General features: G+C 63.3%; 25 protein-coding genes and 2 tRNA genes. 15 read left to right on the top strand and 12 right to left on the bottom strand.

All coding sequences use genetic code 11. From position 1 onward, the window contains the following. The first annotated feature begins 30 nt into the window (after window positions 1–30). Window positions 31–816: a peroxide stress protein YaaA gene (gene yaaA / locus FIU91_RS17765; protein ID WP_152463481.1), complete on the top strand. Its 786-nt coding sequence runs from the start codon at window positions 31–33 to the stop codon at window positions 814–816. On the opposite strand, the gene FIU91_RS17760 is transcribed toward yaaA, so the two are convergent. The 5 genes from FIU91_RS17760 to FIU91_RS19735 all read right to left on the bottom strand — a co-directional run bounded on the left by FIU91_RS17760 (window position 741) and on the right by FIU91_RS19735 (window position 6,826). Next, a complete protein-coding gene (locus FIU91_RS17760; RefSeq protein WP_152463480.1) occupies window positions 741–3,335 on the bottom strand; it encodes a PAS-domain containing protein in 2,595 nt (864 codons plus the stop codon). The two genes, yaaA and FIU91_RS17760, sit on opposite strands and share 76 nt — an antisense overlap. Before the next feature lie 91 nt (window positions 3,336–3,426). Further along, complete coding sequence (locus FIU91_RS17755; RefSeq protein ID WP_152463479.1) at window positions 3,427–4,605, bottom strand: acetyl-CoA C-acyltransferase family protein; 1,179 nt, start codon at window positions 4,603–4,605, stop codon at window positions 3,427–3,429. Between the two features lie 69 nt (window positions 4,606–4,674). Next, window positions 4,675–5,226 (bottom strand): cupin, encoded by a 552-nt coding sequence (locus tag FIU91_RS17750; RefSeq protein ID WP_152463478.1) that lies wholly within the window; start codon window positions 5,224–5,226, stop codon window positions 4,675–4,677. A gap of 39 nt (window positions 5,227–5,265) precedes the next feature. Next, window positions 5,266–6,612: a mechanosensitive ion channel family protein gene (locus FIU91_RS17745; protein WP_152463477.1), complete on the bottom strand. Its 1,347-nt coding sequence runs from the start codon at window positions 6,610–6,612 to the stop codon at window positions 5,266–5,268. Window positions 6,613–6,691: 79 nt separating this feature from the next. Continuing rightward, window positions 6,692–6,826, bottom strand: coding sequence for a hypothetical protein (locus FIU91_RS19735; RefSeq protein WP_256371895.1), 135 nt, complete (start codon window positions 6,824–6,826; stop codon window positions 6,692–6,694). Window positions 6,827–7,147: 321 nt separating this feature from the next. Between FIU91_RS19735 and leuC the strand changes: the two genes are divergently transcribed. From leuC to FIU91_RS17710, 7 genes are all read left to right on the top strand, one after another. Beyond that, window positions 7,148–8,548, top strand: a complete 1,401-nt coding sequence (gene leuC / locus FIU91_RS17740) for a 3-isopropylmalate dehydratase large subunit (protein WP_152463476.1) — start codon at window positions 7,148–7,150, stop codon at window positions 8,546–8,548. 84 nt (window positions 8,549–8,632) lie between these two features. Next, entirely contained in the window at window positions 8,633–9,238 is a 606-nt protein-coding gene (gene leuD, locus FIU91_RS17735) for a 3-isopropylmalate dehydratase small subunit (protein WP_152463475.1), read from the top strand. A 306-nt stretch (window positions 9,239–9,544) separates the two neighbouring features. Beyond that, the gene (locus FIU91_RS17730; RefSeq protein ID WP_152463474.1) at window positions 9,545–10,378 is read left to right on the top strand and encodes a hypothetical protein; all 834 of its coding nucleotides are present in this window, start codon (window positions 9,545–9,547) and stop codon (window positions 10,376–10,378) included. Window positions 10,379–10,473: 95 nt separating this feature from the next. Then, a complete protein-coding gene (locus FIU91_RS17725; protein WP_172974884.1) occupies window positions 10,474–11,346 on the top strand; it encodes an endonuclease/exonuclease/phosphatase family protein in 873 nt (290 codons plus the stop codon). 60 nt (window positions 11,347–11,406) lie between these two features. Continuing rightward, entirely contained in the window at window positions 11,407–12,510 is a 1,104-nt protein-coding gene (gene leuB / locus FIU91_RS17720) for a 3-isopropylmalate dehydrogenase (protein WP_152463473.1), read from the top strand. An 84-nt stretch (window positions 12,511–12,594) separates the two neighbouring features. After that, on the top strand, window positions 12,595–13,560 hold the full coding sequence (locus FIU91_RS17715; protein ID WP_093009038.1) for a DMT family transporter: 966 nt from the start codon (window positions 12,595–12,597) through the stop codon (window positions 13,558–13,560). Between the two features lie 45 nt (window positions 13,561–13,605). Next, window positions 13,606–13,682 (top strand) — tRNA-Pro (locus FIU91_RS17710). 35 nt (window positions 13,683–13,717) lie between these two features. On the opposite strand, the gene FIU91_RS17705 is transcribed toward FIU91_RS17710, so the two are convergent. Continuing rightward, the gene (locus tag FIU91_RS17705) at window positions 13,718–14,434 is read right to left on the bottom strand and encodes a response regulator (protein ID WP_152463472.1); all 717 of its coding nucleotides are present in this window, start codon (window positions 14,432–14,434) and stop codon (window positions 13,718–13,720) included. A gap of 135 nt (window positions 14,435–14,569) precedes the next feature. Here FIU91_RS17705 and mce point away from each other — a divergent pair, with 135 nt between their 5' ends. Both mce and FIU91_RS17695 read left to right on the top strand, forming a co-directional pair. Then, complete coding sequence (gene mce, locus FIU91_RS17700) at window positions 14,570–14,974, top strand: methylmalonyl-CoA epimerase (protein ID WP_152463471.1); 405 nt, start codon at window positions 14,570–14,572, stop codon at window positions 14,972–14,974. Between the two features lie 28 nt (window positions 14,975–15,002). Next, a complete protein-coding gene (locus FIU91_RS17695; RefSeq protein WP_093009035.1) occupies window positions 15,003–15,290 on the top strand; it encodes a DUF1467 family protein in 288 nt (95 codons plus the stop codon). Here the strand turns inward: FIU91_RS17695 and FIU91_RS17690 are convergent. The 4 genes from FIU91_RS17690 to FIU91_RS17675 form a co-directional block, all read right to left on the bottom strand. Further along, window positions 15,287–15,994: an EI24 domain-containing protein gene (locus FIU91_RS17690; protein ID WP_254701997.1), complete on the bottom strand. Its 708-nt coding sequence runs from the start codon at window positions 15,992–15,994 to the stop codon at window positions 15,287–15,289. The genes FIU91_RS17695 and FIU91_RS17690 overlap by 4 nt on opposite strands. Continuing rightward, on the bottom strand, window positions 15,979–16,557 hold the full coding sequence (locus FIU91_RS17685; RefSeq protein WP_152463470.1) for a nitroreductase: 579 nt from the start codon (window positions 16,555–16,557) through the stop codon (window positions 15,979–15,981). The genes FIU91_RS17690 and FIU91_RS17685 overlap by 16 nt, the downstream gene beginning before the upstream one ends. 81 nt (window positions 16,558–16,638) lie before the next feature. After that, a complete protein-coding gene (locus FIU91_RS17680) occupies window positions 16,639–16,878 on the bottom strand; it encodes a hypothetical protein (protein WP_093009032.1) in 240 nt (79 codons plus the stop codon). Between the two features lie 47 nt (window positions 16,879–16,925). Further along, entirely contained in the window at window positions 16,926–17,312 is a 387-nt protein-coding gene (locus tag FIU91_RS17675) for a thiol-disulfide oxidoreductase DCC family protein (RefSeq protein WP_093009031.1), read from the bottom strand. A 106-nt stretch (window positions 17,313–17,418) separates the two neighbouring features. Here FIU91_RS17675 and FIU91_RS17670 point away from each other — a divergent pair, with 106 nt between their 5' ends. From FIU91_RS17670 to FIU91_RS17660, 3 genes are all read left to right on the top strand, one after another. Then, the gene (locus FIU91_RS17670; RefSeq protein WP_152463469.1) at window positions 17,419–18,144 is read left to right on the top strand and encodes a M48 family metallopeptidase; all 726 of its coding nucleotides are present in this window, start codon (window positions 17,419–17,421) and stop codon (window positions 18,142–18,144) included. A gap of 65 nt (window positions 18,145–18,209) precedes the next feature. Then, complete coding sequence (locus FIU91_RS17665) at window positions 18,210–18,470, top strand: DUF6455 family protein (protein ID WP_245760149.1); 261 nt, start codon at window positions 18,210–18,212, stop codon at window positions 18,468–18,470. Next, window positions 18,467–18,748, top strand: coding sequence for a DUF6455 family protein (locus tag FIU91_RS17660; protein ID WP_152463468.1), 282 nt, complete (start codon window positions 18,467–18,469; stop codon window positions 18,746–18,748). The genes FIU91_RS17665 and FIU91_RS17660 overlap by 4 nt, the downstream gene beginning before the upstream one ends. 7 nt (window positions 18,749–18,755) lie before the next feature. Here FIU91_RS17660 and FIU91_RS17655 read toward each other — a convergent pair whose 3' ends face one another. Further along, window positions 18,756–19,745, bottom strand: coding sequence for a complex I NDUFA9 subunit family protein (locus tag FIU91_RS17655; RefSeq protein WP_152463467.1), 990 nt, complete (start codon window positions 19,743–19,745; stop codon window positions 18,756–18,758). A 147-nt stretch (window positions 19,746–19,892) separates the two neighbouring features. Here FIU91_RS17655 and FIU91_RS17650 point away from each other — a divergent pair. After that, a tRNA-Leu gene (locus FIU91_RS17650) sits at window positions 19,893–19,978 on the top strand. A 153-nt stretch (window positions 19,979–20,131) separates the two neighbouring features. Here the strand turns inward: FIU91_RS17650 and aspS are convergent. After that, window positions 20,132–22,132: an aspartate--tRNA ligase gene (gene aspS / locus FIU91_RS17645; RefSeq protein ID WP_152463466.1), complete on the bottom strand. Its 2,001-nt coding sequence runs from the start codon at window positions 22,130–22,132 to the stop codon at window positions 20,132–20,134. A 172-nt stretch (window positions 22,133–22,304) separates the two neighbouring features. Here aspS and FIU91_RS17640 point away from each other — a divergent pair, with 172 nt between their 5' ends. Beyond that, window positions 22,305–23,534, top strand: coding sequence for a cyclopropane-fatty-acyl-phospholipid synthase family protein (locus FIU91_RS17640; protein ID WP_152463465.1), 1,230 nt, complete (start codon window positions 22,305–22,307; stop codon window positions 23,532–23,534). The last annotated feature ends 1 nt before the right edge of the window (window position 23,535 follow it).

Below are 23,535 nucleotides of genomic sequence, written 5' to 3'. Positions count from 1 at the left end.
CGTAACCCGAGACAGGAAGGAGCCCGCCCCATGCTGATCGTGATCTCTCCGGCCAAGCGCCTCGATTGGAGCGCGCGCGACATCGAGACGACCGAGCCTTATTTCGAGGAGGACGCCCAGCGCCTCGCCAAGACGATGCGAAACCTGACCCTCAAGGATCTCAAGGGGCTGATGGATCTCTCCGACGATCTGGCAAAGCTCAATCGCGACCGATATCGCGACTTCTCGGATGCACCCGCTGGCGATCAGCTGCGCCCTGCCGCGCTCGCGTTTGCAGGCGACACGTATCAGGGCCTCGAAGCGTCATCGCTCGATCCCGAGGAGCTTGACTGGGCGCAGGATCACTTGCGGATATTGTCGGGCCTTTACGGCGCATTGCGTCCCAAGGACGCGATCCAGGCGTATCGGCTGGAGATGGGCTCGAAGCTCAAGACGCGGCGCGGTGGCTCGCTTTACGAATATTGGGGCGACCGGATCGCCAAGGCGCTGCATACGCAAGCCGAAGAGATCGGCACGCAAACTCTCGTGAATTGCGCCAGTCAGGAATATTTTGGCGCTGTCCCGGAAAAGGCGCTCGGCCTCGACGTGGTGACGCCGCAATTCATGGAAGACAAGAACGGCACCCCCAAGATCGTGAGTTTCTATGCGAAGAAAGCACGCGGGGCGATGGCGCGCTTCATCGTGCAAAACAGGCTGACTGATCCGGCAGCATTGAAGGACTTCGATACCGGCGGCTATGCCTACCGCGAAGACCTCTCCGAGCCTGAAAAGCCGGTCTTCGTGCGGGATGCCGAAGCGGCGTCCAAGGCAGCCTGATCGGCCCCATCCCGCAGGACGCCGGGGAGCGCCCGCTCGATCGCGTTCCGGATCGCTGCCTTGCGGACAGGCTTGACGATGTAATCGTCGAGCCCTTCGGCAAGAATCGCCTCGCGGTCGCCATCCATGGCATGTGCGGTGACGGCGATGACTGGCAGTCGTGGCGCGCCCGTGTCCGCCTCGCTTTGCCGCAGCCGCCGGGTCGCTTCCTTGCCATCCATTCCGGGCATGGAGATGTCCATGAAAACGAGATCGGGCCGTCTTGCTGCGATCTCGTCGAGAGCGTCCTGACCATTGGACGCAACCCGCAGCCGGATGGGCAGATCGGCCACCATCTTCGAAAAGACAAGCTGGTTCGTCGCGTTGTCCTCGGCCAGGAGGACGTCGATGCGCGTTTCGATGTCGTGTCCTGCAACGTAAGAGACGCATGGCGGCTCGGAGACGGAAGCCATTTCGATCCGCGCGAGCGCGGCGAATAGTGCGGCGCGCGGCGTCGGGCGCTGGACCACGGCATCGAAGCACCCGTCGCCGATGGCCTTGCGCTCCCGGTCCGGTAGGGCGGCGGAGAGAATCAGTGGGCGTGTCTCCCCTGCGGTGCGCCAGCGCCGGGCAAGTTCCGCCGCGGTCGCGCCGGGTATGTCGTCTGCAATGATGGCGACGTCCCAGGGGGCCTGCCGCATCGAGTCGAATTCTGCCTCGATCGCGGAGGTCAGCGCGGCGATGCCCGCCTGGCCAAGCTGCCGCGACAGGATCGCGCGGCTGCCCGCATGAGCGTCGAGAACCAGCGCGCGCCGGATGTGACGGAGATCCGGCAAGCTGCTGCCCTCGTCGTCGGTGGCGTTTGGCAGGACCAGCCGGATGCCGAAACATGACCCACGACCGGGCTCGGACTCGAGCCATATCTCGCCCCCCATCAGCTCGATCAGGCGCTTCGTGATGGCAAGGCCGAGTCCAGTGCCCTCGAAACTTCGATCACGGCCGTCCTCGACCTGGTTGAACACGCCGAAGACATGCGCCTGCTGCGACTTCGGGATGCCGATCCCGGTATCCTCCACGGTGATGTGCAGCGTCGTCCGTCCTCGCTCCTCTCCGAGACCCACGATGCGAACGAGGACATGGCCTTCATGGGTGAACTTGATCGCGTTGCCGATCAGGTTCGTGAGCACCTGCCTCACGCGCGCCGCGTCGCCCCGAAAACGGCTCGGGAGGAAGATGTCATAGTCGACCAGAAGCGCGAGGCCCTTTTTGCGCGCCGAGGTTTGAACCAGCGTCACAAGGTCATGGATCAGACGTTCAAGATCGAATGGTTCAACGGCGATCTCAATCCGGTCGGCCTCGATCTTGGAGAAGTCGAGCACGTCGTTGATGATCTCGAGAAGCGCCTCGCCGGAATTGCGTATCGTCTCTGCATAGAGGCGTTGCTCGTCATCGAGCGTGGTCGAGACCAAAAGCTCCGACATGCTCACCACGCCGTTCATCGGTGTACGGATCTCGTGACTCATATTGGCGAGGAACGCAGACTTGGCGCGGTTCGCCGCCTCCGCCCGTTCCATCGCCTTCTCGAGATCGGCCTGGGTCTGCTTGAGATGACTGATATCGACCCTGAGACCGACGCGCGCGCCATCGCTGGTGCGTCGCTCGAAGATACGCAGCCAGCGCCCGTCGTCGAGCGGTTGCTCAAGTACGATCTCGGGCCGCCGATGTGAGGCGAGACGCTCTGCGAGCCACTCTTCCTCGCGGCCCACGGCGTCAAGGTACTGACCGTGCTTGAGCCCGTAGCGCAGGATATCCTCGAACGTCGCACCCGGCACGATCGCAGGCGCGGATTTGGAGTACAGCTGGCGGTATTTCTCGTTGCACATGACCAGCCGGTCATCAGCATCGAAAAGCACGAACCCGTCCGGCAGCTCCTGCACCGCCGACCACATCCGCATGAGTTCGGTCATGTCGACCGCAAGACTGACCGTACCGCCATCCGCGGTGGGGCGGTTCTCGACCTTGACGAAGCGACCGTCCCAAAGACGCAGGATCGGAGGTTTCGAGCGTGTATTCGTCCAGCCGGCCGCGATCCGGTCTATCCAGTCGGCCGGATTTTCCGCGCCGATATCGACAAGCCCCTCTTCGGCGGCGAGGCGGAGCAATTCGCTGAAATGGGTGCCGGTCCCGACTTCTTCGATGCCGTCATACATCGACAGGTAGGCCCGGTTCGCCAGTTCAAGCCGCCCGTCGGCATCAAAGAGTGCAAATCCGTCACGGATCGCCTCGAGCGCCTGCCAGAGCTGGCTTTCGACCACCTCGATCTTCTGGACGGCATTGCCGAGCTCGGAGATGACGCGCGCATTCTCTGTCTGCATGCTGGCGACGCGAGCGCGTGTTTCGCTTACCTCCTGCGCCAGCTCGCGCGTGTGCAGCCCGAGCCGGCGATTGGCGGAAGTCAGCTCCGCGTGCTTCTGGGCAAGCAACTTCTCGGCCGCGAGGCGCGCGCGCCGCTCCTCCGCCAGAACCTTGCTCAGCGTCATGCACGCCCCCGGGGAAAACCATAGTTTCCGTCTTGGGGCAAAGCGTTGAAAGTTTGCTTAACGCCCGCGCATCACACGCGAGCGCCAGATTTCAGAGACGCTCGATGGCCAATGCGATGCCCTGGCCGCCGCCGATGCACATCGTGATAAGCGCGCGTTTGCCGCCGATGCGTTCAAGCTCATAGAGAGCTTTCACCGTGATGATCGCGCCGGTTGCGCCGACCGGATGGCCGAGCGCGATTGCGCCGCCATTGGGATTCACCTTGGCAGGATCGAGACCGAGTTCCTTGTTCACCGCAAGAGCCTGTGCCGCGAAAGCCTCGTTGGACTCGATCACGTCGAAGTCGTCGGGTCCGAGCCCGGTCTTCTCGAAGAGTGAGCGCACGGCGGGCACGGGGCCGATGCCCATCACTTCCGGGCGCACGCCGGCATGAGCATAGCCCAGAACACGGGCGCGCGGTGTTGCGCCCTTCTTCTCGGCAGCCTCGGCCGTCGATAGCACCAGCGCCGCGGCACCGTCATTGATGCCAGAGGCATTGCCGGCTGTGACGGTCCCGTCCTTTTTGAATACGGGCTTGAGGCCGGCGAGCTTTTCAAGGCTCGTCTGCTTGGGGTGCTCGTCGGTTTCGAAGGCGACCATGTCGCGCTTCACGCGCACCTCCACCGGAGTGATCTGTTCGGCGAACCGGCCTTCGGCGATGGCACGGGCGGTGCGTTCCTGGCTCTCCATCGCGAAGGCGTCCTGCGCCTCGCGGCTGATATCATGCTCGCCCGAGACGTTCTCGGCGGTCACGCCCATATGACCGGTTCCGAACGGGCAGTTCAGAGCGCCGAGCATCATGTCCAGCGTGCGGATATCGCCCATCTTCGCGCCCCAGCGCTGGTCAGGAACGATATACGGAGAGCGCGACATGCATTCCGCGCCGCCCAACAGCGCGATGTCGCAATCACCCATCGCCAGCGCCTGGACGCCCGAGACGATGGCTTGTGCGCCCGAACCGCAAAGCCGGTTCACGTTCATCGCCGGAACCGAGTCGGGCACGCCGGCCTGCATGGCGGCCACGCGGCTGAGATACATGTCCCTCGGCTCGGTGTTGATGACATGGCCGAAGACGACCGTGCCGATATCGCCGCCTTCAAGCCCGGCGCGTTCGATGGCGGCCTTGGAGGCGGCGGTCGCGATGTCGATAGGGGGTGTGCCGGCGAGGCTGCCGCCGAAGGTGCCGATCGCGGTGCGAGCACCGGACAGTATGACGATATCGTCGCGCATGAGGATCTCCTTCCGGGTTTACGCGCGACTATGCAGACCGAACCACGGTTTGTCAGGCGGAACGGCGCGTCATTCGCGAGCGCGGCCCCAGAGCACGACAAGAGGTCCGTCCTCGCCGAAAACCGGGTCGCTCTCGGGTCGCGACAGCGCCGCGATCTGCGCGATGTGATCTTCGTTCCGCTCGTCCGGCGCGCGGATGATCGTGCCATGCGGCTGGTCCGGCGGGTAGCCGCCGCAGATCGCGAAATCGTCGGTCTGGTCGAGGCGCATGTGGCCGATGCCGCCGGGCAGGATCAGGACATCCCCGGCATTCACCGCCATCACCTTGCCCGACCGGCCGCCGATCCGCAGGCTGGCCGAGCCCGACGCGACCGTCAGAACCTCGTGTGCATCGGGATGATAATGCTCGTAATCGAAGACCGTCGCGGTCCAGGTTCCGTGCCAGCCATTCGAGCGGTAGAGAGCCTCAATCTGATCCGAGCTCGCGCCGTCCGCGATCGCATCGGGAAAGAATAGGACTGGGAGGTCCGGATTGTTCGGCGTCACACCGTCATCGGTGAAGTTCAGCGTGCGCGCGGCGGTCGCGGCATCCTGGTGTACGAGGGCAGGGTCGGTTGTCATGGGTCGCCTCCATCCTGTGCGGATAGCGCGCGGGCGGCGTCAGAGGTTCCCGCGCTCGTCGGCGATCTTCCGCGTACCAAGCTCGGAGCCTTCCAGGACGCGCACCTCGCGTTGCGGGAAGGGGATGGAGATGCCGTGCTCCTGGAACGCATCCCATAGCGCGAGATAGACATTGCCGCGGATATTGGTCAGCCCGCCCGTCGGATCCTTGATCCAGAAGCGCAGGATGTAGTCGACCGAGGAATCGCCGAAGCCCACGATATGGCAAACGGGCGGCCTATCGGCGAGCACCCGCGCGGTGCCTGCGGCCGCCTCGATGGCGATTTTTCGGACCTTGTGCGGATCGTCCCCGTAGGCCGTGCCGAAATAGATGTCGAGCCGCACGAAATCATTGGAATGGGACCAGTTCACCACCTGTCCGGTGATGAGATCCTCGTTCGGGATGAGGTATTCCTTGCCGTCCCGCGTCGTGATCGAGACGTAGCGCGCGCCAAGCGAGTTGATCCAGCCGAAGGTCTCACCGAGGGAGATCACGTCACCGGGCTTGATCGAGCGGTCGAGCAGCAGGATCACCCCCGAGACGAGGTTCGAGACGACCTTCTGAAGGCCGAAGCCGAGGCCAACGCCGATCGCGCCCGACAGGACCGCGAGGCCGGTCAGGTCCACGCCCACGAGCTTGAGTGCTATGAAGAAGGCCGCGCCGTAGAGAAGCACCTGCAGGAACTTCACCGCAAGAACCTGCATCGACGGCGAGATGTCGTCGTTCGACCGTATCCGCGCCGCCGAGACAGTTGTGGCAAAGCGCGCAAGCGTGATGAGGACAAGCAGCAGAACCACCGCTTGCATCGCAAGCCACAGCGTGAGGCGGCTCTCGCCGAAACTGATGCCGATCGAGTCGAGTGCCTGCCGTGCCGGTTCTGTGAGATTCAGGATCGACAGCGTCACCCAGGTCCAGGCGCCGTACCTGACAAGCGTACGCAGAACGGGATTGCCGATCAGTCGGGTGATGACCGCGATGAAGAGCCAGGCGGTCGCAAGCTCCGCCACGATGGCCAGAAGATAGGAACGCGACGGCCACGTGATCTCGCGCATCACCAGGACGGCCAACCAGGCTAGCAATGCGAAGAGAATCATTCTCACGCGGCGATGAAGCAGCACGAGAACGCGCATCCGCCATTTCGCGACGCTTTCGAGGCCGCGCATCCATTCGTAAATCCGAGGTGCGATCAGCCGCGCGCCGAGATGTGCGGCGAGGAAAAGGCCCAACGCGATACCGATCTGGTAGGCGTTCCAAGGGCGCAGGAGGCTCAGAAGGAACAGCTCCGCCTGTGTCAGGAGGCTGGAGAGGATGCCGGTCAATTCGGCAAATGCGGTATCCGGGGTCATTCGTAAGGGATCGCTTGGCGCTTCATGCCCTTATTGAACGGTGTGACCGGACCCAGTGCAAGTGGCGGAAGGGATGGGCTTATTCGAACTGCGTATCTTCGGTCAGGTCGAGCGTCTCCGGCCCGGCCCCGAGATGGCTCGTCCATGCAAAAAGGGCCACCCCGAGCAGGGCGGCGATCAGGGTCACGTGGACAACGTTAAGCCAGCTGCACATCGGATCACCTTAAAACCACTGGCGGAAAATAGGGTCTCGGCTCAGGACTTCCAGCCCTCAGTTCGGGCACTGCGACGCAATCGCGCAGCTGGGCGCAGACTTGCGAGACTCGCGGCGAGGCGCTATGGGCGAATGCATGGAACGCATTTTCGACATCGACGACCGGGCCCGCTTGAAAGAGCGGTTTTTCGGCGCGGCCACCCACACGGTGCGCGCGCGTCTATGACCGCGTCCGTCTGATGTTCCGACCCGGAGGCCGCTTTCACGGAACCGGGCCAAAGCCGACGTATTTTTCTTCATTTCCATATCGGGGGGACCCCCATGTCCGGAAAAACGCTCTACGACAAGATTTGGGACGCGCATGTCGTCCATGAGGCCGAGGACGGCACCACGCATCTCTATATCGATCGCCACCTCGTCCACGAAGTGACGAGCCCTCAGGCTTTCGAAGGTCTGCGGATGGCGGGCCGCAAGGTGCGCGCGCCTGAAAAGACCATCGCGGTGCCCGATCACAACGTTCCGACCACCGGTCGGCGCGACAAACAGATCGAGAACGAAGAAAGCCGCATCCAGGTCGAGGCGCTCGACAAGAACGCGCGCGATTTCGGTGTCCACTATTATCCTGTCTCCGACGTGCGGCAGGGCATCGTGCACATCATCGGACCCGAGCAGGGCTGGACCTTGCCCGGCATGACCATCGTCTGCGGCGACAGCCACACCGCAACGCATGGCGCGTTCGGGGCGCTGGCGCACGGCATTGGCACGTCGGAGGTCGAGCACGTGCTGGCGACCCAGACGCTGATCCAGTCGAAGTCGAAGAACATGAAGGTGGAGGTCACCGGCAAGCTTTCTCCCGGCGTCACGGCAAAAGACATCGTTCTGTCGATCATTGGCAAGACCGGCACTGCTGGCGGCACCGGTTACGTTATCGAGTATTGCGGCGAGGCGATCGAGGCGCTGTCGATGGAAGGCCGGATGACCATCTGCAACATGGCCATCGAAGGCGGCGCGCGGGCCGGGCTCATCGCACCCGACCAGACGACCTTCGATTATGTGCAGGGCCGCCCGCACGCTCCGAAAGGCGCGCAGTGGGAGGCCGCGATGGCGTGGTGGAAGACGCTCTACTCCGATGACGACGCGCATTGGGACAAGGTGATCACGCTGCGCGGCGAGGATATCGCCCCGACCGTGACCTGGGGCACCTCGCCGGAGGATACGCTCCCGATTACCGCCGCGGTTCCAGCAGCCGATACGTTCGAGGGCGGCAAGGTCGGCGCAGCCCAGCGAAGCCTGGACTATATGGGCCTCAAGCCCGGTACGCCGCTCTCCGAGATCGAGATCGACACGGTCTTCATCGGCTCCTGCACGAACGGCCGGATCGAGGATTTGCGCGCCGCGGCCGAGATTGTGAAGGGTCGAAAAATCAAGGTGAAACGCGCGATGGTCGTACCGGGCTCCGGCCTGGTGCGTGCCCAGGCCGAAGAAGAGGGGCTCGCCCAGATCTTCCAGGATGCCGGGTTCGAGTGGCGGCTCGCAGGCTGCTCGATGTGCCTTGCGATGAACCCGGATCAGCTGAGCCCCGGCGAGCGCTGTGCGGCGACATCCAACCGGAACTTCGAAGGGCGCCAGGGTCGCGGGGGCCGCACCCACCTCATGAGCCCGGCCATGGCCGCCGCCGCCGCGGTGACGGGCCGTTTGACGGATGTGCGCGAATTGACGTGACCTGCCCGGCGTCCCCGCTCCTGCAACCGTCCTCGAGACGCGAATGCAGCAGGGGCGAGAGACGCCGCGCTAAGGAGAGACGATATGGACAAGTTCGAAAAGCTCACCGGGATTGCGGCACCGCTGCCGCTGGTCAACGTCGATACCGACATGATCATCCCCAAGCAGTTCCTGAAGACGATCAAGCGTTCGGGTCTTGGAGTGAATCTCTTTGACGAGATGCGCTACGACGACAACGGCAACGAGATCCCCGATTTCGTGCTCAACAAACCCCAGTACCGCCAGGCGGAGATCCTCGTTGCCGGCGATAATTTCGGCTGCGGTTCCTCGCGCGAGCATGCGCCCTGGGCGATCAAGGATTTCGGCATTCGCTGTGTGATCGCGCCGAGCTTCGCGGAGATCTTCTACAATAACTGCTTCAAGAACGGCATCCTGCCGATCCGCCTCCCACAGGAAACGGTCGATCTTCTTATGAAGGACGCCGAGAAGGGCGAGAATGCGCGCATGACCGTCGATCTCGAGGCGCAGGAGGTGACGACCTCGGACGGTGAAGTGGTCCGCTTCGAGATCGATCCGTTCCGCAAGCACTGTTTGATGGAAGGGCTCGACGACATCGCTCTGACGCTCGAGCAGGCCCCGGCGATCGACACATTCGAGTCGCGGATGGCGCAGGAACGCCCCTGGGTCTGAGCGACAGCGGGCGAGCACGACCAACGGCCGCGGCGTGACGCTTGCGGCCGTTTTTCGTTGGCACCCAACATATTGGGGGTCACAACAAGTCCAACTCGAAAGAATCAATCGGGAGGTGCATTTTCGCACCACGCTGTCCTGAATTTGGCCACGTTCATGGGCAGAGTCGACTCGCTGTATTGTATGCATGTCGGAAAGGCGGCAGGATTTGGGCAAAATCGAGGCATATCGCCGGCAAAGGCGACAACACGCCGAACAGAAGGACACGGCATCGCACCGGGTCCCGTCGGCTCCGAGGGCAGGTTCTTGATCGCACGCGTCTTCAGCGCGGGGCTGCGCGCTCTGCTTATGGCCTGGATCGTGGCCATGCCGGCGCTCCTGATGCCGGGCAGCTCCGATGCGGCTGCGTCCTTGTTCCTGTTCGGGGCAATCATCGCCGCCGCACTCACATTCGTCGAGTATTTCGGCAGCTCGCCAACCTTTATCGAATTCCGAGACGCGCCTCCGTTCAACCGCATTCGCTATGCGGCGCTTCTGACCATGTTGCTTTTCCTGACCCTGGTGGTCCGAGACACGGTCGCGCCGACCGAGCTGGGCGGCATCGTGACGACGCTTGGAACGGATCTCGGCCGCGCGCTGGACTTCCCCTTCTCGCCCGTTCGTCTGGCCGTGCTTCTTGCGCCCGAAACGGCCGATACGGGTGAGACCGCGCTCCTGCGGGCACTGGCCGGTCTGGCCTATATCACCGGGCTCGTGACACTTGGCATTTTCGTACCGCTCATTCGGATCATGCGCTGGCCGATCCGCAAGCAGGCCTTCAATGTCTGGATCAACCTGCCTCTCTTCGACCCGACGGCCGGCGGAGACGTGATCTACCGGCTGAAACGCGATGCGAATTTTAACGTCGCCTTAGGATTCCTTCTGCCATTCCTGATCCCGGCAGCTCTCGAGGTTATGGGGTCGTTCGGGTTCGGGCTGCCGCTCGACGATCCGCATACACTGATCTGGGTGATGACCGCATGGGCGTTCTTGCCGACCTCGCTTATCATGCGTGGCATCGCACTCTGGCGCGTTGTCGACCTGATCGAGGAAAAGCGCCGGCGCACCTACGCGCAATCGGATATCTTTCAATCTGCCTGAGCGCGCTGGCGCTCGTCTCGACGCCCGCTGCGGCTGACCCTATCAAGATCGCGACCTGGCATGCGCCGCTGACTCGCAAAGGGCCGGGATTGCTTTTGCGCGATCTCGTGGCCGGAGAGGGGGAGGATCTCGAAGCGATCATTGCCGGGATCGATACGCTCGATGCCGATATCCTGCTTCTGACCGATATCGACCACGACCACGAGCTTGCCGCGCTCGGCGCGTTGAACGACGCGCTCCGCACCCCTTATCCGCATCTTTTCGCCTTGCGGCCCAATACCGGGATGCGAACGGACCTTGACCTTGATGGTAACGGCCGGACCGGGGAGCCGCGCGATGCTCAAGGCTATGGTTGGTTCGCCGGCGAAGGTGGAATGGCCTTATTGTCACGGTACGAGATCGGCGATGTCACGGATTTGAGCGCGCTTCTGTGGCGAGACGTGCCCGGCAGCCTCATCGCGCAGGATGATCCGGGCTTCGAAGTGCAGCGTTTGTCGAGCAGCGGACACTGGATCGTGCCGATAAAGGTCTCCGGGTCGACGCTGAGCCTCTTGGCCTATCACGCGACCCCTCCGGTGTTCGATGGCCCGGAGGATCGGAACGGTCGGCGCAACCATGACGAGACGATGCTTTGGGCGCACATGCTGCAGGGTGCGTTGCACGTGCCTGCGCCCGCAGCGCCTGTCATGCTCGTGGGAAACGCGAATATCGATCCCGTTCGCGGTGAAGGCCGCCGCGAGGCCCTATCCGCGCTTATGGATGGCTCGCGCCTTCAGGACAGGGGCCCGTTCGGGGCGACCGCGCTTTGGCAGGCGGGGCCGGGCCCTATGCGGATCAGCTACATTCTGCCTGAAGCCACATTGTCCGTGCTGGAGAGCGGGTTGGTCCCGCATCTGCCCGCTGCGGGACCGCATCGCGCGGTCTGGATGCTGATCGATCCGGCCATGATCGCACCGCCTGATTCTTGACGCCACGGCGGGCTTTGCTTACCCGGTGCCGGACCCAACACGCCGCAAAGGATTCTGGCCATGAGCACGCCCTCGCTTCTCATTCTTCCCGGTGACGGGATCGGACCCGAGGTCATGGCCGAGGTCCGCAAGATCGTCGACTGGTTTGGCGCAAAGCGCGACCTGACCTTCGACGTGAGCGAGGATCTCGTGGGCGGTGCGGCTTACGACGCGCATGGCACGCCGCTCCACGACGATACGATGGCCCGCGCCCAGGACGTGGACGCGGTGCTTCTTGGTGCAGTGGGCGGCCCCAAATACGATGAGCTCGACTTCTCGGTGAAGCCGGAGCGTGGCCTCTTGCGCCTGCGTAAGGAGATGGACCTCTTCGCAAATCTCCGGCCCGCGCAATGCTTCGATGCGCTCTCGCATTTCTCGTCGCTCAAGCAGGAGGTGGTCGCTGGCCTCGATATCATGATCGTGCGCGAGCTGACCTCGGGCGTCTATTTCGGAGAGCCGCGCGGCATCTTCGAGGAAGGCAACGAGCGCGTCGGCATCAATACCCAGCGCTACACCGAGAGCGAGATCGACCGCGTCGCCCGTTCGGCCTTCGAGCTGGCGATGAAGCGCGACAAGAAGCTCTGCTCGATGGAAAAGGCGAACGTCATGGAATCGGGGATCCTCTGGCGCGAGGTTGTGACCCGTGTCGGGCAGGATTACCCCGAGGTCGAGCTCAGCCACATGTATGCCGATGCCGGAGCGATGCAGCTGACCCGCTGGCCCAAGCAGTTCGACGTGATCGTCACTGACAACCTCTTCGGTGATCTGCTCTCGGACCTTGCCGCGATGCTCACCGGCTCGCTTGGCATGCTGCCATCCGCCAGCCTCGGCGCGCCGATGTCCAACGGCCGTCCGAAAGCCCTCTACGAGCCGGTGCACGGATCGGCGCCGGACATCGCGGGGCAAGGCAAGGCCAACCCGATCGCCTGCATTCTCTCTTTCGCGATGGCGCTGCGCTACAGCTTCGATCAGGGCGACGAGGCCGCGCGCGTCGAGAAAGCGGTCGAGGCCGTTCTCGCAGACGGTGTCCGCACTGCCGATCTTCTTGGAGAGGACGGCACGGTTCCGGTTTCGACCTCGGAGATGGGTGACGCGATCCTCGCCAAACTCGACGCCTCGCTCTGACCCGGTGCCGAGGACGCTTGCATCTGGCGGCGTCCTCGGTCCCAACTTGAAGACGATGCGATCTGAACCGGCCCGGAGAGCACGATGGGACCGAATGCCAGGGGCGCAGTCTTTGCGCTGACAGGATTTGCCGTCTTCGCCACCCACGATCTCATCGTGAAGGTGTTGGGCGGGGCGTATAACCCGATCCAGATCCTGTTCTACTCGGTTCTGTTCGGCTTTCCGCTTGTCGCGCTCATGCTCATCCGTGACGCAACTCCGGGGCATCTCAGGCCCGAGCATCCTTGGTGGGTCGCGCTGCGTACGCTCGCTGCCGTCGTGACCGGCAGCGCGGCCTTCTACGCGTTCGCGAACCTGCCGCTCGCCCAGGTCTACACGATCATCTTCGCGGCGCCGCTCTTCATCACCATCCTCGCGATCCCGATCCTCGGGGAGCGCGTGCGTCTCCGGCGCTGGGCCGCCGTAATCGTGGGGCTTTGCGGCGTGCTCGTGGTGCTGCGACCGGGCTCGACAGACCTGACGCTCGCGCATATGGCGGCGCTGGTGGCGGCGTTCGGCAGCGCGCTGGCCTCCATCATCTCGCGCAAGATCGGCCAGGATGAACGCACGGCGGTGCTGATCCTCTATCCGATGCTCGGCAATTTCGCGGTGATGTTCGCGCTCCTGCCCTTCGTGCATGTTCCGATGCCGGTCGGAGATCTTGCGCTGAACGCCGGTCTCGCGGTTCTGGGATTCGTCGCCGCAGCGCTGATGATCGAGGCGTATCGTGCCGGCGAGGCCGTGATCGTCGCACCTATGCAATATTCCCAGATCATCTGGGCCACGCTGTTCGGCGCGTTGTTCTTCGACGAGGGGCTGGATGGGCCGACACTTGTCGGAGCTTCCATCATCATCGCGTCGGGCCTCTATATCGTCGTCCGCGAAGGCCGCGCCAACGCATCCGAGAACCGGCCCGTCAGCAGCACCCGGACCCGCTTCGAGACCGGCACATGGCCGCGGATCGACGCGCTGATCCGGCTGGCGCGAAAGCGCTCCAAAACGCGCGGCTGACCCCTTGCCAAAGGCGCGCGCATTGAGTATCCGGCGCGGCACGGTCGGAGTGTAGCTCAGCCTGGTAGAGCACTGTCTTCGGGAGGCAGGGGTCGTAGGTTCGAATCCTGCCACTCCGACCAATTTCACAAATCTGCCACTGCCCTTTCAGTTCGCACTAGACCGCGAGCGGTTCTGACATGCGCTCCTGCAAAAGGCCCGACACGCGGGCAAGGCAGGGCCCGTAAGGCAGCCCCGACACACGCGCCTCGAAGAGATCACCGGCAGCGTCCGCGAGCGCGCGATCCCCGGCGGACATCGCGACACCGCAAAGGAAGCGCGCCGCGTAATCCAGCCGCTCTGGCGCGTCGGAATTCTCGAGAATGGCGGCAGCATTCATAATGTCATCACGAAGGCTGATTGGGTCAGGGCGAACCGGCTCTTCCCTTACAAGGCGCGGTCCTTCAGGGCGCTGCTCGGGCGGCAGATGCGCGAGGATCGCGGATTGGAACGCGCCAAGGCTCGTCAGGGGTTTGGCGAAAAATCCGTCTGCCCCAGCGGCGATGGCCACATGCTCAGCGAAGGGATCGCCGCTGATCGCGAGAATGGCAGGTACCTTGGGCGTCGCCGCGGCGAGTTCGCGGATCAGGTCCGCGCCCGAGCCATCGGGCAGGCCCATATCGATAAGGATTGCGGAGGGTCTGTAGACTTCCAGATGACGCCGCGCCGACATCAGGCAATCGGCCCGGCGCAAGCGCGCGCCGCTGCGAAGGCACAAAAGCCGGATGGCGTCGCACGCATAAAGGCTGTCTTCGACCAGCAGTATCGTCAGACCGAGGAGCGGGCGGGCCGCACTTGGCTTGAGAGGCTGTGTGAGAAATTCGGATTCGGTCATTCTGCCCTCCGGGGTTGTCGCACGATTTACTCTGGGCATTGGTGCCTAATGGGCGGTTAACGGTCGCACCGCCTTGCGAAGGCGCGTGCGACCGGTCCATAACCGCGTGCGATGCAGCATTGAGGAGCTCCGCACATGATCGGCCGCCTGAACCACGTCGCCATCGCCGTCCCCGATCTCGAGGCGGCGTCCGCGCAATACCGCGATGCGCTGGGCGCGAAGGTCGGCGCACCACAGGACGAGCCCGATCACGGTGTGACCGTCGTCTTCATCGAGCTGCCGAATACCAAGATCGAACTGCTCTATCCCTTGGGTGAGGAGAGCCCGATCAAGGGATTTCTCGACAAAAACCCTTCGGGCGGCATTCATCACGTCTGCTACGAGGTTGATGACATTCTTGCAGCGCGCGACCATCTGAAATCCCAAGGGGCGCGGGTGCTCGGTTCGGGCGAGCCGAAGATTGGCGCGCATGGAAAGCCGGTGCTGTTCCTGCATCCAAAGGATTTCAATGGCTGCCTCGTCGAACTGGAGCAAGTTTGAGAACACGCCGCTCGGCTAGGAGACAGACATGACCATCACCTCGGCTCTCGTGCTCTACGCGGTCATCTGGTTTCTGACCTTCCTGATCGTGATTCCGATCCGCCTAGAGACGCAGGGTGATCTCGGGAAGGTCGTGCACGGCACACATGCCGGCAGCCCCGAGAATCATCACCTGAAAGCGAAGGCCTGGATCACCACGGGCATTTCGGCGGTAATCTGGGCGATCCTCTTCGTCATCATCGTTTCAGGATGGATCGGCATCCGCGACATGGATTTCTTCGGCCGCATGGGCCCTGAAGTCGTCGAGACCGACTAGGCCCGCCTAGCGGTCAGCCCGTGATAGAGGTGGGTGAAGGTCGCAGCGCCCAGAATCGGCACGAGTAGGTTCACTAGAGGCACGGTCAGCGGAAGCGCCATCAGCGTACCTGCCAGCCAGATCGTCGGAAGGTGGCGGCGACGCAACTCTGCCGCACGCACGCGTCCGACGCGCCGCATCGCGGCGACCGTGAAGTATTCCCGGCCCAACAGAAAGCCGTTCATCGCCCAGAAGATCAGCGGCGCGAAGGGTGGAAGCATAAGGTAGAGGATAAGGGCCGCGATATTGGCAAGGATCAGAACGCCGAGAAAGGTCAGCGTGTCTTTTGCCGCCTCGAAGAACGGGATCCGCCCGGCGGCAGGCAGGTCGGGATAATGCCGAGCCTCGACCGCCTCGGCGACATCCTCGAGGAAGATCCCCGTCATCGCCGAGGCGACCGGGACCATCAGGAAGACCGACAGCCCGATCATCAGGATGAGCGAGCCCCAGCTCAGAAGGTCATCCACCCAGGTGATTTCTCCGACCCACGGGATCGTCACGGTCTCGGGCGTCGCCCATCCGACGAGCGTCGCGAAGAGCGCGTAGAAGAGCGCCAGAAGCCCAACCGCGAGACCGACGCCCAGAAACAGGACGCGCCGGAAGCGGGGATCGCCAAGCTGGCCAAGCGCGCGGGCGAACGCCGAGAAGATCACGTTTCGGCCCACGTCACGATTGCCTCGAGATCGGGGCGCGGGCGATCCGGCGGCGCGGCGGTTTCGGTGCCGAGATGGATGAAGCCGGCGACGCGTTCGTCATCCGAAAGGCCGAGGCCCTCGCGCATGAAGTCGCGGTCATGGGCGGGCCACCCGGTCAGCCAGTTCGCGCCCCAACCAGCCGCGAGGGACGCATTCAGCAGGGCAAGGCAAACGCCGCCGACCGCGTAGGTTTGCTCGAGCGCGGGGATCTTCGGCGAGGCTTTCGGGCTTTCGATCACCGCGACGCAGAGCGGGGAATTGGCGAACTGGTCGTGGCCTTTCGCGATCTGGTCAGCCTCGAGACCGGCTGCCTCGCCTCTGGACGTGGCAAGCTTTGCAAGCCGCTCCAGCGCCGCGCGCTCCAACACGACGAAGCGCCAGGGCTCGAGCTTTCCATGATCGGGGCTGCGCGAGGCGGCGGTCAGGATCGTCAGCAGTGCATCGCGATCCGGCGCAGGGGATGTGAGGGTCTTGGCCGGACGCGACCGGCGCGTCAGCAGGAAATCGAGCGCGGCATCGTTCGCATCAGGCATGGGCATCCCTCGGGTAGCATCTTGCTTTACCCGTATGTCTGTCGTGCCGCGCCGGGTTTCAACCGCGATCCCTGCAAAGGCTCAGCGCTGTTTCGCGTCGCGACGGTAAACGCCTTCCGGCAGGTCGAGCGCCGCGGCGAGATCCTGCATCTGGCTGATCGACAAGGTGATCTTCATCATTGTCTCGGTGCGCGGATCGAACTGCTCGATCGTGATGCATTCCTCGAAGGACGTGACGACGACGTCCTCCTGCAATGGGGCCGCGCCCTCATCGACCAGCGTGACGACCGTAGCGTCGAATTCGTGCTCTATGCTGAACATGACCCGAGCCTAGACCGGGATCGCAGCGGCGAAAACCGTTTTCGGCGCTAGCCGCGACGGTACGCGTTGCCCTTGCTGACGCGTCGCCGATGAAGCGCAAAAAGTGCTGGCGCGGCCACGTAATCGTAGAGCAACTCGGAAAGCTTGTGGAGGCCGGGCAGGCGCACGAGGCGGGCCAGCCAGCGCAGTCTCGGAATCCTGTCCCAGACGCGGGCGAACGCATCGACACCGTCGTAAACGCGACCGTTCTCCTCCACGTGGAACCGGCGTGCGGCGGCGCGCTTGCTCAAGCCGTAGGCATCTAGCTCACCTTCCGAGAGGCCGCGGAAGCGTATGGGGAGGTCATGTCGCTCCGTCATCCGCTTGTAGCCACGCACCTCACGGGCGCAGATTGGGCATGTATCGTTGTAGATAACGGTCAGTTGCTCGGTCATTTCCGGCAAGCTAGGTGTCGGCAAGCCATCGCCAAGTCGCAGAATCGTGGGTTTCCGCGCGGCATCGGCGGAGTTATGCCTTCCTTACCAGAATTATGTGAGAGACATGCTGCGCCTCCTTCCTCTTCTCCTCGTTCTTCTGTCGGCTTGCGCCCCGTTGCCTCAATCGGGCCCAGCGACGCCGCCTTCGGGCGTATTCGAGCCAGTTGGCACGCCTGATACTCAGAACCGCGCGCAGGCGGCGGCGAACAATTTCATCGAGGTCGTGGATACGGTGGAGCCCGTGGCCGAAGCGGAATGCCGCCGCATCTCGCCCGGCTCGAACTGCAACTTCATCATTGTCGTCGATGATCGGCCCGGCCAGCAGCCGAACGCCTACCAGACGATAGACCGCGCGGGCCGGCCGATCCTCGCTTTCAATCTCGCGCTGATCGCCTCGGTGAACAATGCCGACGAACTGGCTTTCGTGATGGGGCACGAGGCCTCGCACCACATCCTCGGCCATCTCAACCGGCAACAGCAAAACGCCAGTGTCGGCGCGGTCATCTTCTCGGGCCTTGCTGCCGCTTCGGGCGCCAGCGAGGACTATATCCGTGAGGCCGAACAGATCGGCGCGCAGGTGGGCGCACGGCGCTATTCCAAGGATTTCGAGCTCGAGGCAGACCAGCTCGGCACGATCATCACCGCGCGCGCAGGCTACAATCCAGTCCGCGGTGCAGAGTTCTTCTTGCGTATTCCCGATCCCGGCAACCGCTTCCTCGGCTCACACCCGCCGAACGCTGCCCGGATCGACATCGTGCGCCGTACCGCCGCCCGCATCGGCGCGATTTGATACGGATCAAGGTTGTGCGCGCGGCTGGCTGACAGAATGACCCTCAATCTGCAGAGGGAGCTATCATGGTCAGCCGCAAGATTCGCGACAAACACGAGACGCTTGTCAGCCGTATGGCCGACACGCTCGGCCTCGATCTGGAAGAGCTCGGCCAGCGGGGGCTGTTTCCGTCCGCCGAACGTGACGACGCGATATTGTCCTGTCTGGGGTGCACGCAGCTCGGCTCGTGCGAAGCTTTCCTTCTGGACACGGTCGCAGCGGATGCCGCTCCACCCTATTGCCGGAACGCCGAACGCTTCGCGACGCTGTCGGACAAGGCCCGGTGACGCTCAAAGACGGCTTTCCGCGTCCGATCGGGGACCGCCGGGCGCACCTGATGCGCGTTCGGCGCATGGCCAAGTCCTTGGGCGCAGACCCCGCCGCGGCGCGTCAGGCCGGCGATCTCTCGCATGGTGATTGGGCGGATATCGTGGAGCGGTGCCGTCACTGCCCCGCACCTGGGCAGTGCGACAGGTGGCTGTCGCGTCACGCGGACGCCGATGCCGCCATGCCGGGCTGCCTGAATGCGGTCCGGCTTGCCAAGCTGAAAGACGGAAACGCCTGATCCGTTCTCAGCGCGGCTTCAGCGATTCCGCGGATTTCTTGATCGCGAAATACTGACCAGACGGGCGGAAGCGCCAAAGGTAGTCGGGAAGGACCGCTTCCATCGAAATGGGCTCGATCCCGAGGTCCGAAAATCCCTTCGCACCATCAGCAACAACGTTGTCCACCTTGAGGTTCTGTACCTGGTCGCGGGTGATCTGAGCCGGTAGGAGCCCGAAGGACGCCTTGTTCGCCATGTCGAAGCCGAACCCCATCAGGTATGCGATGGGGAACGGGATATTGAGGATGAGCCTGCGCCGCGCGATCACCTCGAGCATGTAGCTCATCAGCTCGCGGAACGTGTTCACATCGGGGCCGCCAAGCTCGTAGATACCCGGCGCCGCCTCGCCCTTGACGCCCTTGCAGGCCGCATGGGCCACATCGTCTACATAGACCGGTTGGAATTTTGTACTCGCGCCCACGACGGGCAGTATCGGCCCGAGCCGCGTCATCTGGGCGAAGCGGTTGAAGAACTGGTCCTCGTGCCCGTAGATGATCGAGGGCCGGAGGATGATGGCACCCGGGAACGCCTCGAGAACCGCCTCTTCGCCGGCAGCCTTCGTCCGGGCGTATTCGCTCTTGGAGCGAGAATCCGCGCCGATTGCCGAGATCTGCACGAGCGTCCCGACATTTTCCTGGCTCGCCATGCGTGCGACCCGCGCCGCGCCCTCGGCCTGAACCGCGTCGAAGGTATTCCGTCCCGCCTCGGCCAGAACGCCGATGCAATTGACCACCGCATTCGCGCCCATCGTCACGTGCCTGACCGACTCGTCATCGCGGATGTTGCAGAAGACGGGCTCGACCTGACCGACAACCCCATAGGTTCGCACGAAGATCGCATCGTTGGGATGGCGGCACGCCACCCGGACGCGCCAGCCATCCTTGGCCATGCGCCGTGCGATGTATCGGCCCAGAAAGCCGGAGCCGCCGAAGATGGTGACGAGCTTGGATTTGGGCATCGGGTCTCTCCCCTCGGAGCGTCGGTTTGCCCGTTCCTAACCCTGCCCGCGCCCTACGGCAAGGGACGCCGCGCCGCAGTGCGAAACGTCGCGGAATCGCCGTTGACACGCATCGCGACGGGGTCTAAACGCCCCTCCACGCAACCTGCCCAGGTGGCGGAATGGTAGACGCGCCAGCTTCAGGTGCTGGTGTCCGTATGGACGTGGAGGTTCGAGTCCTCTCCTGGGCACCATTTCTCCGGTCGTTTGAACCGTGAGAGGTGCGTACAAGTTTTCAGGACAGAATAGATATCGGCGCCAGAAGCGATTTTTCGCGTCAAAGGCGCACATAGTTCAGGGCGTCGCCGCGCGACCGTTCCGAAGATCGGTCGCGCGGGCGGGCGTTGTCACTCCTCGGGCATCACCCGGAGGCGCAGTTCCATGAGCTGATCGGCGGACGGCTCGGAGGGCGCGCCCATCATCAGATCCTCGGCGCGCTGGTTCATCGGGAACATGATGACCTCGCGGATATTGTCTTCATCCGCGAGCAGCATCACGATCCGGTCGATTCCCGCCGCGCAGCCGCCATGCGGGGGAGCGCCGAAGCGGAAGGCGTTGACCATGCCGCCAAAGCGCTTGCGAACCTCGTCTTCGCCGTAACCGGCAAGCTCGAAGGCGCGGAACATGATCTCGGGCTTGTGGTTCCGGATCGCGCCGGAGACCAGCTCGTAGCCGTTGCAGGCCAGATCGTACTGGTAGCCTTTCACGCTCAAGGGATCGCCCTGAAGCGCATCCATCCCGCCCTGCGGCATCGAGAAGGGGTTGTGGCTGAAGTCGATCTCGCCCGTCTCCTCGTCGGCCTCGTACATCGGGAAATCAACGATCCAGGCGAAGGCGAAGCGGTTCTGATCGGTGAGGCCAAGCTCATCGCCGATCACGGTGCGCGCCTTGCCCGCGACCCGTTCGAAATCCTTGGGCTTGCCGCCGAGAAAGAACGCCGCATCGCCGACACCGAGGTCGAGGTGCTCGCGGATCGCTTCGGTGCGTTCGGGGCCGATGTTCTTGGCGAGCGGGCCGGCGGCTTCCGTGAGATCTTCAGTCAGTTTTTTCTTTACCCACGGTATCGACTTTTGGCAATCGAGCCGATCTCCAGTCTTAATGGTCTGAACTACTTCTTTAATAACAGCAGCATACTCACTTTCCGTACTTGGATTATAGAGCTTTTCAACTGTGGACCATTCATCCTCGGGGATATTTCCATTGGATAACCAATCCGTCAGATACTTTAGCAGACGCGGATCGCCATACGGATTAACCACTTTGCGCCAGAAGATATACCCCATCCCCGGCAGACCCTCTTTCTGCGCGAAGGCGTTCATCCGGTCGCAGAACTTGCGGCTGCCGCCGCCCGGCGCGGGGATGGCGCGGATCTCGGTGCCGTCCTGTTCGAGGAGCTTGGCGAAGATGGCAAAACCCGAGCCTTTGAAGTGCTCCGAGACGCGCTCCATCTTGATCGGGTTCCTGAGGTCCGGCTTGTCCGTCCCGTACCAGAGCGCCGCGTCGGCATAGGAGATCTGCGGCCAGTCCTGCGGCGCGTCGACGTTGCGGCCGCCGCCGAATTCCTCGAAAACGCCCGCGACGACAGGCGCGATCGTGTCGAAGACGTCCTGCTGCTCGACGAAGCTCATCTCCATGTCGAGCTGGTAGAAATCTGTAGGCGAGCGGTCGGCGCGCGGATCCTCGTCGCGGAAGCAGGGCGCGATCTGGAAGTACTTGTCGAAGCCCGACACCATGATGAGCTGTTTGAACTGCTGCGGCGCCTGCGGCAGCGCGTAGAACTTGCCCGGATGCAGGCGCGAGGGCACAAGGAAGTCGCGCGCGCCTTCGGGCGAGGACGCGGTGATGATCGGTGTCTGGTATTCCCTGAAGTTCTGATCCCACATCCGTTGCCGGATGGAGCGCACGACGTCCGAGCGCAGGGTCATGTTCTTCTGCATGACCTCGCGGCGCAGGTCGAGGTAGCGATACCGCAGGCGCGTCTCCTCGGGATATTCCTGGTCGCCGAAGACGATGAGCGGCAATTCTTCGGACGCGCCCAGAACCTCGACGTCACGAATATAGACCTCGATCTCGCCGGTCGGCAGCTTGGGGTTCACAAGGCTCTCGTCGCGCGCCTTCACCACGCCGTCGATCTTCACGCACCATTCGGAGCGAAGCTTGTCGACTTCGGCAAAAACCGGGCTGTCGGGATCGCAGAGCACCTGCGTGATGCCGAAATGATCGCGCAGATCGACGAAAAGCACACCGCCATGATCGCGGATGCGGTGGACCCAACCTGCGAGGCGGACCGTTTCGCCTACATGCTCTTTGCGAAGATCGGCGCAGGAATGGCTGCGGTAAGCGTGCATCTGGGATCGCCCCTCGAAAAATGCGGAAAAGTTGTGCGCCGATACATCGTTCCCCGGCCGGGAAGTCAAGCCGCAGGCTGCTACGATTTGGCGCAGCCGGAAAGGCGCGCTAAAATAGCCGACATATCGAGCGGCGGGCCAGGTTTACAGCCTTTTTGAAAGGAGAGGCACAATGTGGGACCGTATTCTTGACAGCGTTTTACGAAAACTCGTGACGGTGGGCGATCTGAGCGTGACATGGCCCGACCGGCGCGTGTCGCGCTACGGGTCGGGAGAGGAGCCGCGCGTGGCGGCAACGATCCGTGAGCACTCCGCAATGCGTGCCCTCTGTCTCAACCCGGTTCTCGCGCTGGGCGAGGCGTATATGGACGGGCGGATCGAGGTGTCCGACGACAATCTCCGCCCGCTTCTGGCGCTCCTGCAGCGCGCCCGCGAAACCGGCGGGCGGATGCCGGCGTGGATCGAGGCGGTCAACACCGCGCGCATGGCCCTCAGCACGTTCCTTCAGCGCAACACGCCGATCACGGCGCGCTCGAACGTCGCCCATCATTACGATATCTCGGATGACCTTTACCGGCTCTTTCTCGACGAGGACATGCAATATTCCTGCGCGTATTTCAGCAGGCCCAACATGACGCTGGACGAGGCACAGGCGGCCAAGAAGTCGCATATTGCCGAGAAGCTCAGGATCGAACCCGGCATGCGCGTTCTAGACATCGGATGCGGCTGGGGCGGAATGGCGTTGACGCTCGCACGCGATTACGGCGCGCAGGTGACCGGGGTGACCTTGTCGCGCAACCAGCTTGCAACCGCAAAGGCGCGGGCCGAAGCGGCGGGGCTGGCCGATCGCGTGGAGTTCCGGCTCGAAGATTACCGGAACGTCACCGAAACCTTCGACCGGATCGTGAGCGTCGGCATGCTCGAACATGTGGGCCGGCCGCAATTTCCGACGTATTTTGGAAAGGTGGCCGAGCTTCTGGATCCCGACGGCATCGCGCTGATCCACTCAATTGCGTTGTCGAGCCGTCCGTCTCCGACCTCGCCGTGGATCGACAAGTACATCTTCCCCGGCGGCTACGTGCCGGCGATGTCCGATCTCGTGCCGGAGGTGGAGCGTGCGGGTCTCTGGATGGCGGATATCGAGATGCTGCGCGGTCATTACGGGCCGACGCTCGCTCATTGGCGCGAGCGCTTCGAGGCGGCCTTGCCGCAGGTGCGCGAGATGTACGACGAGAGGTTCGTTCGGATGTGGCGCTTCTACCTCGTTGCCTGCGAGACCGCCTTCGAAGAGCAGCGCCAGGGCGTCGTCCACCTGCAATTGTCGAAAAAGCAATACGCCGTGCCGGTGACGCGCGATTATCTTTACACCAAAGATCGCGCGCTGGCGCAGGCTGCCGAATAAC

Source organism: Roseivivax sp. THAF30, assembly GCF_009363575.1.
GTDB lineage: Bacteria > Pseudomonadota > Alphaproteobacteria > Rhodobacterales > Rhodobacteraceae > Roseivivax > Roseivivax halotolerans.
Note: the sequence above shows the minus strand (reverse complement) of the source record. Positions and strands in the feature narration are given on the sequence as shown.